Origin of the sequence: Enterococcus sp. DIV0840 (assembly GCF_050527835.1) — a bacterium.
Taxonomy (GTDB): domain Bacteria; phylum Bacillota; class Bacilli; order Lactobacillales; family Enterococcaceae; genus Enterococcus_L; species Enterococcus_L ureasiticus.
In genome coordinates this window covers 2,719,362-2,734,403 of the sequence record NZ_CP172876.1, presented here as the reverse complement: position 1 = coordinate 2,734,403, position 15,042 = coordinate 2,719,362, and the positions used below count along the sequence as shown (strand labels likewise).

At 37.1% G+C, this 15,042-nt stretch carries 11 protein-coding genes; all 11 read left to right on the top strand.

Annotation, left to right across the window (positions count from 1 at the left end; all coding sequences use genetic code 11):
• The first annotated feature begins 4 nt into the window (after positions 1–4).
• The 11 genes from hflX to IGL98_RS12990 all read left to right on the top strand — a co-directional run bounded on the left by hflX (position 5) and on the right by IGL98_RS12990 (position 15,038).
• The gene (hflX, locus tag IGL98_RS13040; protein WP_206843553.1) at positions 5–1,246 is read left to right on the top strand and encodes a GTPase HflX; all 1,242 of its coding nucleotides are present in this window, start codon (positions 5–7) and stop codon (positions 1,244–1,246) included.
• 176 nt (positions 1,247–1,422) lie between these two features.
• Positions 1,423–2,736 carry a DUF6056 family protein gene (locus tag IGL98_RS13035; RefSeq protein ID WP_206843554.1) on the top strand — a complete coding sequence of 438 codons (1,314 nt, stop codon included), beginning with the start codon at positions 1,423–1,425 and terminating at the stop codon, positions 2,734–2,736.
• A 319-nt stretch (positions 2,737–3,055) separates the two neighbouring features.
• Positions 3,056–3,439: a MerR family transcriptional regulator gene (locus IGL98_RS13030; protein ID WP_010764139.1), complete on the top strand. Its 384-nt coding sequence runs from the start codon at positions 3,056–3,058 to the stop codon at positions 3,437–3,439.
• 42 nt (positions 3,440–3,481) lie between these two features.
• Entirely contained in the window at positions 3,482–4,822 is a 1,341-nt protein-coding gene (glnA, locus tag IGL98_RS13025; RefSeq protein ID WP_206843555.1) for a type I glutamate--ammonia ligase, read from the top strand.
• Positions 4,823–4,950: 128 nt separating this feature from the next.
• Complete coding sequence (locus tag IGL98_RS13020; RefSeq protein ID WP_206843557.1) at positions 4,951–5,259, top strand: antibiotic biosynthesis monooxygenase family protein; 309 nt, start codon at positions 4,951–4,953, stop codon at positions 5,257–5,259.
• Positions 5,260–5,470: 211 nt separating this feature from the next.
• Positions 5,471–6,469, top strand: coding sequence for a DUF3114 domain-containing protein (locus IGL98_RS13015; protein ID WP_206843559.1), 999 nt, complete (start codon positions 5,471–5,473; stop codon positions 6,467–6,469).
• Positions 6,470–6,636: 167 nt separating this feature from the next.
• Positions 6,637–10,314: a pyruvate:ferredoxin (flavodoxin) oxidoreductase gene (gene nifJ, locus IGL98_RS13010; RefSeq protein WP_206843560.1), complete on the top strand. Its 3,678-nt coding sequence runs from the start codon at positions 6,637–6,639 to the stop codon at positions 10,312–10,314.
• A gap of 160 nt (positions 10,315–10,474) precedes the next feature.
• Complete coding sequence (gene cdaA, locus IGL98_RS13005; RefSeq protein WP_206843561.1) at positions 10,475–11,362, top strand: diadenylate cyclase CdaA; 888 nt, start codon at positions 10,475–10,477, stop codon at positions 11,360–11,362.
• Positions 11,359–12,507, top strand: a complete 1,149-nt coding sequence (locus IGL98_RS13000) for a CdaR family protein (protein WP_206843562.1) — start codon at positions 11,359–11,361, stop codon at positions 12,505–12,507. Before cdaA ends, IGL98_RS13000 begins: the two co-directional genes overlap by 4 nt.
• 88 nt (positions 12,508–12,595) lie before the next feature.
• Positions 12,596–13,951, top strand: coding sequence for a phosphoglucosamine mutase (glmM, locus tag IGL98_RS12995; RefSeq protein WP_206843563.1), 1,356 nt, complete (start codon positions 12,596–12,598; stop codon positions 13,949–13,951).
• 229 nt (positions 13,952–14,180) lie between these two features.
• Positions 14,181–15,038, top strand: a complete 858-nt coding sequence (locus tag IGL98_RS12990; RefSeq protein WP_206843564.1) for an SAM hydrolase/SAM-dependent halogenase family protein — start codon at positions 14,181–14,183, stop codon at positions 15,036–15,038.
• Positions 15,039–15,042 lie beyond the last annotated feature (4 nt).

Here is a 15,042-nt window from a genome sequence, read left to right as displayed (position 1 = left end):
AAAAATGGATAAAATAGCAGAAAAGGTTATCTTAGTCGGAGTAGAAACAGAGGGGAATTACACTCGATTTGAAGGTTCTATGAAAGAACTAAAAAACTTAACGAAGACCGCACAAGGAGAAGTTGTCTTTTCTTTAACGCAAAAGCGTCCTCGAGTAGATTCACAGACTGTGATTGGTAAGGGAAAAGTAGAAGAATTAGTTCAGTTAGTCGATGCTTATGAAGCAGACATCGTCATTTTCAACCATGAATTAACACCAAGACAAAATCAACTGATTGTTGAAGCTGTCGGTGTAAAAGTAATTGATCGAGTACAATTGATTTTAGACATTTTTGCGATGCGGGCACGCTCAAAAGAAGGAAAATTACAGGTTGAGCTGGCTCAGTTGAATTATTTGCTGCCTCGATTGGTTGGACAAGGGAAACAGCTATCTCGTTTAGGTGGGGGAATCGGAACTAGAGGTCCTGGAGAAACCAAGCTCGAATCAGACCGCCGACTTATTCGTGATAAGATTATTGCAATCAAGCGTGAGCTAAAGGAAGTGTCAGCTCATCGTGAGCGAAGCAGACAAAAACGTCAATCATCAGATCTGTTTCAAATTGGTTTACTTGGCTACACGAATGCTGGAAAATCAACGATTTTAAATTTGCTGACAACAGCGGGCACTTATTCAGAAGATCAATTATTTGCTACGCTTGATCCTTTAACTAAAAAATGGCAATTACCGCAAGGAATGATCGTAACGTTGACAGACACTGTAGGATTTATTCAAGATTTACCGACGCAGCTGATTGAAGCGTTTCAGTCAACCTTGGAAGAAAGTCGAGGCATGGATTTGTTATTACATGTGGTCGATGCAAGTGCAGAAGATCGTTTACAGCATGAACAAACCGTTGTCGACTTACTGAATGATCTAGATTTAGAGCAGATTCCAGTTTTAACAGTTTACAATAAAAGTGATCAAATCGATGAAGCTGACTTTGTACCTACTCTGTTTCCTAATATTTTGGTTTCAGCTAAGAGTACAATAGGAAAAGAAGAACTAACAAAAGCTGTCAGAGAAAAAATGATGGAGTTATTAGTTCCATATGAGCTTGATATTCCTTCTAGCCAAGGGCAGCAATTAAGTGAATTGAAACGTCATACCTTACTTTTATCAGAAAACTTTGAAGAAATGGAAAATGTCTATCATGTTAAGGGATTCGCTAAAAAGAACTCTAAATGGACACGTGAGTTAGATGAATAAATAACGATATCAATCGTTACAAATTGATGGAATTAAGGTTGTAATTTTATATTATATAACTGAGTGAGAAGACCTTGTGTGTTTTTTTCTCAGTTTTTTTATTTATTTTATGTAGTTATTTGACTTGTGTAATGATATACTAAATAAAAAATGAGAGGTTAGGGCGGTATTTAGAGTTGCAAAAATTTATTAAAAGTAATTATTTATTTTATGGTGGTTTGCTCGTTTTGGCAGTTTTATATCTTTCAAATTTTAACGTGGATATGAGCACAGATGACGGATGGTTTATGAATATTTCTCGAGAATATAGCTTTTTTGGGTTTCTACAATGGCGTTATAATAATTGGTCGGCCCGTCTCTTTCCAGAAGCCATGCTCTATCTGATCTTTTTAGTTCCTTTATTTGTCCATCATCTAATCAGCGCCTGTGCCTGGTTATTATATAGTTATTCTTTAGTACGGATATTTGTAGGGACTGTTAGCCGCAAAAATTTTTTAGTCGCATTTTTATCACTTGGATTTATCAATGTCTGGGTTATGAAAGATTCGATTTTTTGGATCACTGGAGCAATTAATTATTTATGGCCACTAGCTTTAGGGGTGTTTGCGTTGATTCCTTATGCGGATCATTTCTTTAGAAACAAAAAAACGTCAGTTTGGTTATATTTGGTTCCTGCGCTTATTTTTTCATTTTCAAATGAGCAGTTGATTGCGTGTGTTATTGGTGTTGTGATAGTTTATCATGGTGCAATGCTGATCAAAAAGCGAAAAGAAAACTATTTCTTGTATATTCCAACTACATTTTTTGTTATTGGATTCACCTTTATGTTTTTAGCACCAGGAAACAAGATTAGAATGCAGCAGGAAATAGATATGTGGATGTCGGATTTTAATAAGTTATCGCCAATGGCAAGAGTATTAAGAGGAAGTTCATGGTTATTTGAAGGCTGGCAAACAAAATTATTGCTTCTGTTTATTGTTATTCTCGCCGTTTCTCTAGCTATTGGTTTTTCCAAACTATTGGCTAAAGTAGTAGCAGGATATACAGTATTTTTGTTTTTACTGCTCTATAATTTTCCCAATAGATTTACTAATTTTCGACTTATCAACGAAGGAAATTGGATCGAGCCATTAAAAGCAGGCAACCTTTTAAGTGGAACAGCATTGAATGCTGTTTTGCCTTATATAGTGTGGGGATTGTTTTTTGGATTAGTTGCTGCCTTATCTATATCTGTTTCTAAACAAAAAATCTTTATTGGTCTAAGTTACAGCGCTGCCTTATTTTCTTCCATATTGATGTGGTTCTCACCGACGATGTATGCGTCTGGTGCTAGAGTGTTTATGTGTTCGTCCATTTTTCTGCTGGTTATTTTATTTATACTCTATCAGCAAGTTCAAGCAAGTGGAAGTCAAAACGAAAAAAAACGGTTACTGTTTTATGGTTGTTTTATACCTGTGATCAATTTTATGTTTGTACTTTTTTTAAACTAAATATAAGAAGAACTATGTTTTCCACAAAGGTATCGTTAAAGATACCTTTTTTATTTAGCTATAAATGATATAGAAATAGCTTGATATAATAGCTTTTTACTTGTTTATTTATTTTTATGTAAGAAAACCTAACATAAATCATTGACAAGAGAAAAAAGTATTGATATTCTATATCTAATCTATCTAGCTAAGTAAGCTAGTTTCTTGGGAAAAAGATAAAAGCTGTCTGTTGTAAAAAAATGCACAAACGTATTTTCCTATTTTTCTGTCGAAACGAAACGAGCCTACTATGCTTTTAAACGAAGAGAGGGGGATGGATATGAGAGAAAAGGAACTGCGAAGATCAATGTCAGTTTTTCCAATTGGTACAGTTATGAAACTGACTGATTTATCAGCACGTCAAATCCGTTATTACGAAGAGCAAGATTTGATTCATCCTGAACGAAGCGAAGGAAACCGACGCATGTATTCACTGAATGACATCGATGTCTTATTAGAAATCAAAGATTATTTGTCAGATGGCCTAAACATGGCAGGAATCAAACGCGTCTATGAAATGAAATTGGAAGAACAAATGCATGCGCAAGAATCAAACAAACCGCTGACCGATGAAGATGTTCGGAAGATTTTATATGATGAACTTATTTCTCAAGGCGGACTTACTCAACAAAATCCATTCCAATCTAGAGGACCAAAATTGTAACAGTTGAGCTTTACACAAAAAATGAAGGACGTGAAGGATACAATGACGAAAAAACAAAACACAGTAGAAGATATCAAACGAATAGCCGATGAAGAAAATGTTCGATTTTTACGATTAATGTTTACAGACATTATGGGAACAATCAAAAATGTGGAAGTTCCAGTGAGCCAATTAGACAAAGTGTTAAGCAACAAAATGATGTTTGATGGGTCTTCTATTGAAGGTTTTGTTAGAATTGAAGAAAGCGATATGTATTTATATCCAGACGTATCTACATGGATGATTTTTCCATGGGAGAGCGCACACGGGAAAGTTGCGCGTCTGATTTGTGATATTTATAATCCTGATGGAACGCCATTTGCTGGAGACCCACGTGGTAATTTAAAGCGAGCATTAGCAGATATGGAAGCATTAGGTTTTACTTCATTCAATCTTGGACCTGAGCCGGAATTTTTCTTATTCAAATTGGATGAAGATGGTAAAATCACAACGGATTTAAATGATCGAGGCGGTTATTTCGATTTTGCACCAACCGATCTTGGTGAAAATTGCCGTAGAGATATCGTTCTTGAGCTAGAAAGTCTTGGATTTGAAGTGGAAGCATCACATCATGAAGTAGCACCAGGTCAACATGAAATCGACTTTAAGTATGCAGATGTTATCGAAGCGTGTGATAATATCCAAACCTTTAAATTAGTCGTTAAAACAATTGCTAGAAAACATGGCTTGCACGCAACATTTATGCCAAAACCATTATATGGTATCAACGGCTCAGGAATGCACTGTAATATGTCATTATTTAAAGGAAATGAAAATGTCTTTTATGATGAAAATGGTCCGATGCAACTAAGTCAAACGGCTTATCATTTCCTTGGTGGATTATTGAAACATGCTCGTGCTTATACAGCGGTTTGTAATCCAACTGTTAATTCATATAAACGTTTAGTACCAGGATATGAAGCACCAGTTTATGTTGCTTGGAGTGGTCGCAATCGTTCACCATTAGTCCGTGTTCCTGAATCGCGTGGTTTATCTACTCGTTTAGAATTACGCTCAGTTGATCCGTCAGCAAATCCCTATTTAACAATGGCAACTCTTTTACAAGCTGGCTTAGATGGAATTAAAAATGAAATCGATCCGCCACAAGCAGTTGACCGTAATATTTATGTGATGAATGAAGAAGAACGAAAAGAAGCACAAATCCATGATTTACCTTCAACACTGCATAATGCCATCAAAGAATTACGCAAAGATGACGTGATGATCAATGCACTAGGTGAGCACATTTATGTAAACTTTGTTGAAGCGAAACGTATGGAATGGGCCGCTTTCCGTCAAACTGTTTCTGAATGGGAAAGAGAACAATATTTAGAGTTGTATTAAGAATCGTGTGGATAAGCCATAATCTGGTTTATCCACCTTTTTTTTTATGGTTCAGTTTATAATGAAGAAGTATGTTATACTTCTAAGTGAGAATCATTATCAATTGAACTTGAAAAGGAGAGGGAATCATGATCGTTCAAACCGTAACATTTATCATAAAAAAAGAAGGCAAGGAAATCTTCGAAGCTAAAACAAGTAAAGATGTTGTCTCAATGTTGAGATTTTCGGGATGTATATCAAGTGAATGTTGGTTTACAGAAGATAAGGATACCTGTGAGTTTATGTTAGTTTCTAAATGGGAGAGCAAAAAAGATTTTCAAAGCTGGCTGAAACGTCCAGAGCATTTGCAAGAGCATCGTGATGCACATAAAAATAAAGACACCAAACCGTCCATCGTTATAGAAAAAATCAGAAAGAGTTATGAAGTTTTTGCTTAAAAATAACTTCTAGAATCTTAGGAGGATGGGACAGAAGGGATTGCTTCTGCTCCAAACGTTTATCTGGATTCCAAGTGAGTGGGATATGACTCGAAGAATTATGTCCCACTCACTTCGGATTCTTTTTTTATGCTCTGTCCATCCAAATGAGTGTAAATTTAATAAAAAAGCAGGTATAGTAGAAGTCAAACAAACACTAAGGAGAATAAAAATGAAAAAAGTAAATTTTTCTCCAACTATCTTTGAAAAACTTCAGCAACATGGCTGGGACAAAGCGGCTCTGATTGTTTACATAAATAATAGAAATGAAAATAAAATCAGCAACGATCAAGCAGTTTTTTTAGTTGGTTCTGATATCTACACTGAAATGTTTGAAAAAAGTCAGCTTTCAGACCGAGAAAAAGTCATCTTAGTCATCGATCAACTGGGTGGTTATTTGGATGATTCAGGCGATTTACAGTTTGCGTCAACAGAATATAAATTTTATGACCAAATGCCGCCGGGAGCAATTTTTTTTGATTGTTATGCAAAAGCTGTACAACGTGCATATCCAAATGGCTTGATCATAGCAGAAGTAGATAAAAAATTAACAAAAACAGCCCTCAAGAAAAAATACATAAATGAAACAAAAATTCATCAATTTAGAAATCAATTAGATAAATGTGCTATTGAATATGTGGAAAAGTATAAAAAAAGGTACAATTTAAAAAATGATGAAGTAGCAATAAAAACAATCCTCAAAGGTAATTGGTTTTATGCAGATCCGCAGTATCATAATCGAGCTCAATATAGTGTAGAGATATCTGCGGATGATCTAAAAAAAGAAAGTCGGACTCTTACAAATAAAGGCTTAGTAAAGAAAATCAGAAAACGAGGTTTCTATCGAAAAGTTTTATCTGGAGATTATCATAGTGAATTTATTTTAGATGAACAAGGTCAGCTTTTAAGTCAATGGAATGAACAGAACGAAGAAAGAGACTACTTAGAATGCGCAATCGCGAATGGAGAATCTTTCAACTATGGTGAACGGCCTAGATCTGATCAGTATCATACACACGATAAATTGGATGGAAATCCCCCCAGAAACTTTGACACAAACAAACGGAATCAACTTAAACGGAATTGGATTTCTCCAACATATAATTGGTTTTATCAACTAGTCAGAAGGTTTGCAGAAAAAGGGATGAGGTATAAAAAAAGAGGTAACTAGAATTTTTTCACAAAAATTCTAGTTATTCTAAAGAAAGAAAGCCAAAAAAACAATAAGTTTGTGAAATTTTTTCACAAACTGTTTCAAAATTGACTAGCTTCCGTTATAATGGAGAAGAATATGCGTGCAACTATTCTACTTTTAGATAGAAGGATGATGACTATATAATGCGAAAAATGAAGACGATGGATGGAAATACAGCAGCCGCATACATCTCATATGCGTTTACTGAATTAGCCGCTATTTATCCAATTACACCAAGCTCAACGATGGCTGAACTTGTCGATCAGTGGTCGGCTGAAGGAAAGCAAAATATTTTTGGACAACCTGTTAAAATTGTTGAGATGCAATCAGAAGCAGGCGCGGCAGGCGTAGTCCATGGATCGTTGAAAACAGGTGCATTAACAACTACATATACTGCTTCACAAGGATTATTATTGATGATACCGAACATGTATAAAATTGCTGGAGAATTACTGCCGTCAGTCTTTCATGTCGCTAGTCGTGCCGTGACAACGAATGCGTTGAATATTTTCGGTGATCACGGAGATGTTATGGCGGCTCGTCAGACTGGATTTGCCATGTTATGCGAAAGCAGTGTGCAGGAAGTCATGGATTTATCAGCGGTCGCTCATTTAGCATCAATTGAATCAAGTGTCCCATTTATCAACTTCTTCGATGGATTTCGGACAAGTCATGAAATTCAAAAAATCGAAGTATTGGAGTATGATGAATTAGCACCATTATTGGATCAAGAAAAATTAAGCGATTTTCGTAGCAGAAGTATGAACCCCAACCATCCTTCCGTTAGTGGAACGAATCAAAATCCAGATATCCATTTCCAACAACGTGAAACGATCAATAGCTATTATGAACAAATCCCAGCTGTTGTGAAAAAATACATGGATGAAATCAATGAGCTTAGAGGAACTAATTATGATTTAGTCACTTATTATGGAGCGGAAGATGCTGAAGAAGTGATTGTTTCCATGGGGTCAGCGGCTCAAGCAATTGAGCAGACAATCGATTACTTAACAAAGCAAGGCAGAAAAGTTGGTTTCTTAAATATTCATTTGTACCGTCCATTCCCAATTGAGAACTTTTTAGAAAAAATGCCTAAATCGGTTAAAGCAATCGGCGTAATGGATCGTACAAAAGAACCAGGAGCAGGCGGTGAGCCGTTACTTTTAGATGTTCAAAGCGCGATGTATGAATCTGATTTACGTCCAATGATCATCGGTGGACGTTATGGGCTAGGCTCAAAAGATGTTTTACCAAACCAAATCGTTGCGATCTATGATGAGTTATTAAAAGATAAAAAATCGGCAAAATCTCGTTTTACGATCGGAATCGTAGATGATGTAACATACACCTCACTTGATTGCGGAGAAGCACTTGATTTGACCAATCCCAAAACCTATCAAGCAAAATTCTGGGGTTTTGGCTCAGACGGTACAGTTGGTGCAAATAAATCAGCAATCAAAATCATCGGAGATCACACGGATAAATACGCTCAAGGATTCTTTTATTATGATTCAAAAAAATCTGGTGGGCTGACGGTTTCTCATTTACGTTTTGGCGAGACACCGATCCGTTCGACTTATTTGATCGAGCATGCAGATTTTGTTGCGTGTCATACTGCAGCGTACTTAAATACGTATGATTTAGTTAAGGGCTTGAAAAAAGGCGGCACCTTTTTACTAAATACAGTTTGGAATGATGAACAATTAGAGCGCTTCTTGCCAAGAAAACTAAAACGTTACTTAGCTGAAAATGAAATCAATTTTTATACGATCAATGCTGTTCGATTAGCCAGTGAAGTTGGATTAGGTGGTCGGATCAATACAGCGATGGAAACAGCTTTTTTCAAATTAGCGGATATCATGCCATTTGATGAGGTGCTACCGATCTTAAAAGAAGAAGCATTCAAAAGCTATGCTAGAAAATCGATGTCTGTTGTTGAAAAAAATGTTCAGGCAATTGAACGTACGGTTGAACTTCTGCATAAAGTCGAAGTGCCAGTTGCTTGGAAAACAATTGAAGTAAAAACAAAAGTTCGCAAAGATAACGTTACTGATTATGTTCATGAAATCGTCGAACCGATCAATTGTCAAGAAGGAAATGATCTTGCGGTTAGTGCGCTCATCAAAAATGGTATGACGGATGGACGGATGCCACTTGGCACAACAGCTGTTGAAAAACGCGGAATCGCTGTTGAAGTACCAGAATGGAACAATGATCGTTGTACAATGTGTAATGAGTGTGCGTTTGTTTGTCCGCATGCTGCGATTCGTCCATTTTTGGCAGACGATGAAGAAATGGAAGAAGCACCAGTTGGCTATATCGTAAGAGAAATGCGCGGAGCCGATGGTCTAAAATACCGTATTCAAGTTTCTGTAGAAGATTGTACGGGTTGTGGACTTTGTGTGGATGCATGTCCAGCTAAAGGCAAAGCCTTAGTTATGAAACCTTACGAAGAGCAAAAAGAGCAAGCTATGAACTGGGCTTTTTCTATGACGTTGAAACAAAAAGAAAATCCAGCCAAACCAAATACTGTTTTAGGAACGCAATTTAACAAACCACTATTAGAATTTTCAGGTGCTTGTTCTGGTTGCGGTGAAACGCCTTATGTGAAATTATTGACGCAAATGTTTGGTGATCGAATGATGATCGCAAATGCGACAGGTTGTTCTTCTATTTGGGGTGGAGCAGCGCCTGTTGCTCCTTATACGACAAATGATGAAGGACAAGGTCCTGCGTGGTCTAACTCATTATTAGAAGATAATGCAGAATTTGGTTATGGCATGCTGTTAGCCAGTCAAACACGTCGTGAACACTTAGCAATGAAAATGAGTAGAGCGATGAACGTTGCTTCTCCAGAGTTAAAACTACTAATGGAAGATTGGATCAACCATATGCATACTGGTGAAGGTACACAACAACGTGCTGCAAAACTAAAAGCTGCTTTGCTTGATGAAAAAAACGATCAACCATTATTAGAAGCAATTTATGCAGACAATGATTTGTTTGTGAAAAATAGCCAATGGATGATCGGTGGAGACGGTTGGGCCTATGACATTGGTTATGGCGGAATCGATCATGTTCTTGCCAGTGGCGCCGACGTTAATATGTTAGTTTTAGATAATGAAGTCTATTCTAATACTGGTGGACAAACGTCAAAAGCAACGCCAGCATCTGCAATTGCAAAATTCTCCGCAAGTGGGAAATATGTTTCTAAAAAAGATTTAGGTATGATGGCGATGACCTATGGCAACGTATATGTGGCTCAAATTGCATCAGGAGCTAATCAAATGCAGACGATCAAAGCCTTTGAAGAAGCCGAACGCTTCCCAGGACCGTCTATTATTATCGCGTATACACCTTGTATTACACATGGCTTAGCTGGGGGAATGAGTAAAACCTTAGAAGAAGCCAAAGAAGCGGTTGATTCTGGGTATTGGTCATTGTATCGCTATAACCCAGAATTAAGAGAGTCAGGGAAAAATCCAATGACGTTAGATTACAAAAAGCCGAATTTTGAAGCGATGCAAGAATTTATGCGTAAACAAGTTCGTTTTTCTTCATTAGAGTCTACACAACCTGAATTCGCGGGTAAACTGTTTGAAAAAACGGTAGATGATGCGAAAAATCGTTTTTATAATTATGCCCGTATGGCTGGTCAGGAAGACAAAATTCGAGCAAAATTAGAAAAAACAACAGATGAAGTAGTGAGTGAAAACGTGCCTCGTGTCAAAAAAGAACGAGTAGCTGATCCAGAAGCTGATGCAAGAAGGGCAGCTAGACGAGCAGAACGTGCCGCAAAAAGAGGAAAAGTAGAAGAATAATAAAGTTTTTTGATTTAGAATGAAAGAAGTGAGATACAGTCGTCTTCTTCTTTCATTCTATTTTATTTAAATTTTTCTATCGTTCGCACTCTTCCTGTAACCAAGCAAAAGATTATGGTATACTTATTTAAGAAATCTTCAGAGAGAAGTGAGGTTTATGATGTCTTTTCAACTTAGTCAATTATTTGATTTGAATTATTGGCGGCAATTGATCTCATCAGATTTCTTGTCGCGTGATTATATCATCAATATTATAGATATTCTGGTAGTATGGTATCTCGTTTACAAATTAATCATGCTCGTTAGGGGAACAAAAGCCGTCCAACTGTTAAAAGGGGTCGCTGTTTTTATTGTAATTCGAATAGTGAGTGAAATTATTGGACTGCATACATTGTCATGGCTGATGAACCAAGTCATTATGTACGGAGTTATTGCTGCAGTCGTGATTTTTCAGCCAGAAGTCCGGCGGGGCTTAGAACATTTGGGGAGAAGTTCATTTTTCCGTACAAGTAGATCTGAACAACAGGAAGATGAAAAAATGATCCTTGCTTTTGATAAAGCCATTCAGTATATGTCTAAACGAAAAATTGGTGCATTGATCACCGTGGAAAGAAATACTGGCTTAGATGAATATATCGAGACGGGGATTCCTTTAGATGCTGATATTACAGGAGAACTACTGATCAATATTTTTATTCCGAACACGCCCTTACATGACGGTGCAGTGATTGTTAAACAAGGGAAAATTGCTGTAGCCAGCGCCTATCTGCCTTTGTCAGAAAGTAATTTGATTCCAAAAGAATTCGGAACCCGACATAGAGCGGCCGTTGGTATCAGTGAAGTTAGTGATGCCGTGACGATTATTGTATCAGAAGAAACAGGTGACGTCAGTCTGACATTGAATAATGATTTGATTCCTAGACTAACTCAGGAAGAATATCTGAAAATTCTTAGAGCAGAATTAGTTCCAAAAGAAGAAAGTAAGGATAAAAAAAATCTTTTGCAGCACTTTATTGACGGTGTATCGAAAGGGGCGAAAAAGAAATGAAAAAGCCCCATCAAAGCAACTGGTTCTCAGGAGTATTAGCATTACTTTTTGCATTATTATTATTTTTTAATGCCAATGCATCAGGCAATCTATCGAGTATGAATAGTGTAAGTCAAGTTTATGATGAAATGCTGTCTAATATTCCTGTTCAATTAGAGTATGATAAAGATAAGTATTTTGTGTCTGGTTATCAAGAAACAGTCAATGTTCATTTAAGTAGTTTAAATCGAATTCAATTAGATTTAGAATCGAATGAAGATACAAGGAACTTTCAAGTAGTAGCTGATTTGACTAAAACACCACTTGGAACAACAGAAATTCAGCTAAGAGTCAAGGGATTGAGTACAGCTGTGACGGCTGAAATCGAACCTAAAACGATCACTGTGACAAAAGAGAAAAAAGTAACGAAATCTTTTGAGGTAGAAGCACAACTGCCTGAATCTATCGAGGCGGAAGGGTACAAAGTAGATAAAATTGCAGTAAGTCCTAAAACAGTGGAAATCACAACAGGAGAAGAGACTGCAAAAGCAATTACACGTGTGATTGCACCGCTATCAAATGTTAAACAATCTGCTGATACGATCAAACAAACGGTCAATGTTCAAGCGATTGATAGCAAAGGACAAGTATTAAGTATTGAAAATCCGGCACCTCAAGTAAAAGTCGTTGTTGATTTAACATTGCCTTCAAAAGAGGTAGGGGTGACAATCAGTCCAACTGGCTCACCACCTTCTGGGGTTGAGCATTATACATTTAATCTTTCAGAACAAAAAGTTGAAATTAGAGGAACTAAATCAGTTCTAGATGCAATCGATACAATTGAGCTACCTGTTGATGTAAGCAACATAAAGTCATCAACCAAACAAAAAATAAAAATCCCAACAAATGCAGATTACATTGTTTCACCTGAGGAACTAGAAGTGACGATCAATCCAGTTTTTGCAGGAACGAATACCAGTTTTTCTGAAACTAGCGGACAAAGCACAACAACATCGTACTCCAGTCAAGCGAAGCCAACGCCTGTGCCTTCTAGTGAAAAGTCAACAAGTTCCTCCAGTACGTCAAGCTCGTCAAGTACGTCTAGTGATGAAAGTAGTGCCGAAAATGAAATAGGAAATGGGAGTAGTTCAGTTCCTGCAAATTAAGTTGAGTGACTAAGAAAATCAATTATGCTAATGAGTTCGATTCATAAGGATAATTGAGGTTATCTTAGTAAGTAGAAGGAGAGTTATAATGGGTAAATATTTTGGAACAGATGGTGTTAGAGGAATTGCAAATAAGGAACTAACGCCAGAATTAGCATTTAAATTAGGCCGTTTTGGTGGATATGTATTAAGTCAGCATGAAGATTCTACACGCCGTCCAAGAGTATTAGTCGGTCGTGATACACGTATCTCAGGTCAATTACTAGAGCAAGCTTTGATTTCAGGTCTTTTGTCTGTTGGGATCGAAGTATTTCAGCTAGGTGTTATTTCAACGCCAGGAGTTGCTTACTTAACAAGATTGCAAAAAGCATCAGCTGGTGTCATGATTTCAGCATCCCACAATCCTGCAGAAGATAATGGTATCAAGTTTTTTGGTTCAGATGGATTTAAATTAGTGGATGATCAAGAACTTGAAATCGAAGCATTATTAGATGCAGAAGAGGACAATTTACCTCGTCCTTCAGCTGAAGGTTTAGGTACGCTAGATGAATTTCCAGAAGGATTATTAAAATATTCTCAATTCTTAGTACAGACAATTCCAGGTGATTTATCTGGGTTAACGGTTTGTATCGATGCTGCAAATGGAGCAACAGCGACTTCTGTAAATCGTTTATTTGCAGATTTAGAAACAGATTTTTACACAATGGGCACAAGCCCAAATGGATTGAATATCAATGACGGAGTAGGCTCTACTCATCCTGAGAAGCTAGCTGAAATGGTTGTTGAAAAAGGTGCTGATGTGGGTCTGGCTTTTGATGGTGATGGCGATCGAATTATTGCGGTCGATGAATTAGGGAATATTGTTGATGGAGATAAGATCATGTTTATCTGCGCAAAATATCTTGCTGAAAAGAACCGTTTGAAAAAAGATACGATCGTTACAACTGTTATGAGTAATTTAGGTTTCAGAAAAGCGGTAGAAGCGGCTGGAATGAAAGATGTGATCACGCAAGTTGGTGACCGCTATGTCGTTGAAGAAATGCGTAAAAATGATTACAATTTTGGCGGAGAACAATCAGGACATATGATTTTCTTGGATTACAATACAACAGGTGACGGAATGCTTTCAGGTATTCAGTTATTGAATGTAATGAAGCAAACAGGGAAAAAATTATCTGAGTTAGCTTCCGAGTTGACTGTTTATCCACAAAAATTAGTGAATATTCGTGTAACTGACAAACACGGTGCGATGGACGTTCCTGCAATCAAAGAAGTTGTCGAATTAATGGAGGCAGAAATGAATGGCGATGGCCGTATTTTAGTTCGTCCTTCTGGAACAGAGCCTTTATTACGTGTGATGGCTGAAGCACCAACACAAGAAAAAGTTGATTATTACGTAGATAAAATCGCGGATGTCGTGAAAGCTGAGATCGGCATAGGTTAGTAAAAATTTATAGAATAACCTGTATGCATGAGAACATGTGGCAGGTTATTTTTCTGGTTTTATAAAGGACGAATATTCATTGCTATTTCTTGATGATCGTTCGATAATATTATTGACAGAATAAACAGAAAAAGGTACTATGTTTGAGAATTGATAGGGAAATGATCGATACTCAACCTATTTTTTCAGAAAAAATAATGTATGGGAATAGTTAGAGAGGAGCAATCAGATGGGGAGCTATTTAGTTTTACAAACAGATTTTGGACTTGGCGACGGGGCAGTAAGTGCGATGTACGGTGTCGCCCATATGGTAAGTGATGAAATCATCATTGGCGATTTGACCCATGAGATTCCTCCGTATGATATTTGGGCGGCATCATATCGTCTATATCAAACAGTGAAGTATTGGCCTAAAGGAACAGTTTTTGTTTCTGTTGTCGATCCAGGCGTGGGGAGTACCAGACGAAGTATCGTAGCGAAGACAAACTCCGGACATTATATTATTACACCGGACAATGGATCGTTAACGCACATTTCCCATTATCAAGGAATCGAAGAGATTCGTTCGATCGATGAAGTAACAAGCCGTTTGCCTCATTCAGAAGAAAGTCACACATTTCATGGCAGGGATATCTATGCTTATAATGGGGCGCGTTTGGCTAGTGGTGAAATTTCGTTTGAAGAACTAGGCAGTATTGTTGGAATTGATTCAATCGAACTATTGCCATTGATTGAAGCGAAGCGTGATGAACATATTTTGGAAGGTAGTATTGATGTTTTAGATATTCGATTTGGTTCTCTGTGGACAAATATTCCGTTGGCATTTATGAAGGAAGAAAAAATTGTACATGATGATCAGCTACAGGTAACGATTTATCATAAAGGGAAAAAAGTCTACCAAAATATTATGAAATTTGCTAAATCCTTTGCAGATGTGAATGTTGGTGAACCCTTAGTTTATGTAAATTCATTGGTAAATATTGGTGTAGCAGTCAATCAAGACTCATTTTCTAAACTGTATCATATCGGTACAGGAACAGACTGGACGATCCAATTACGAAAAGCACCAAAGATCATTTTTGAATAGGAGT

Bases quoted from the DNA above. Each gene is read 5' to 3' on its own strand.
- hflX (WP_206843553.1), top strand. From the start codon at position 5: ATGGATAAAATAGCAGAAAAGGTTATCTTAGTCGGAGTAGAAACAGAG.
- glmM (WP_206843563.1), top strand. From the start codon at position 12,596: ATGGGTAAATATTTTGGAACAGATGGTGTTAGAGGAATTGCAAATAAG.
- IGL98_RS13000 (WP_206843562.1), top strand. From the start codon at position 11,359: ATGAAAAAGCCCCATCAAAGCAACTGGTTCTCAGGAGTATTAGCATTA.
- glnA (WP_206843555.1), top strand. From the start codon at position 3,482: ATGACGAAAAAACAAAACACAGTAGAAGATATCAAACGAATAGCCGAT.
- IGL98_RS12990 (WP_206843564.1), top strand. From the start codon at position 14,181: ATGGGGAGCTATTTAGTTTTACAAACAGATTTTGGACTTGGCGACGGG.
- nifJ (WP_206843560.1), top strand. From the start codon at position 6,637: ATGCGAAAAATGAAGACGATGGATGGAAATACAGCAGCCGCATACATC.
- IGL98_RS13020 (WP_206843557.1), top strand. From the start codon at position 4,951: ATGATCGTTCAAACCGTAACATTTATCATAAAAAAAGAAGGCAAGGAA.
- cdaA (WP_206843561.1), top strand. From the start codon at position 10,475: ATGTCTTTTCAACTTAGTCAATTATTTGATTTGAATTATTGGCGGCAA.
- IGL98_RS13015 (WP_206843559.1), top strand. From the start codon at position 5,471: ATGAAAAAAGTAAATTTTTCTCCAACTATCTTTGAAAAACTTCAGCAA.
- IGL98_RS13030 (WP_010764139.1), top strand. From the start codon at position 3,056: ATGAGAGAAAAGGAACTGCGAAGATCAATGTCAGTTTTTCCAATTGGT.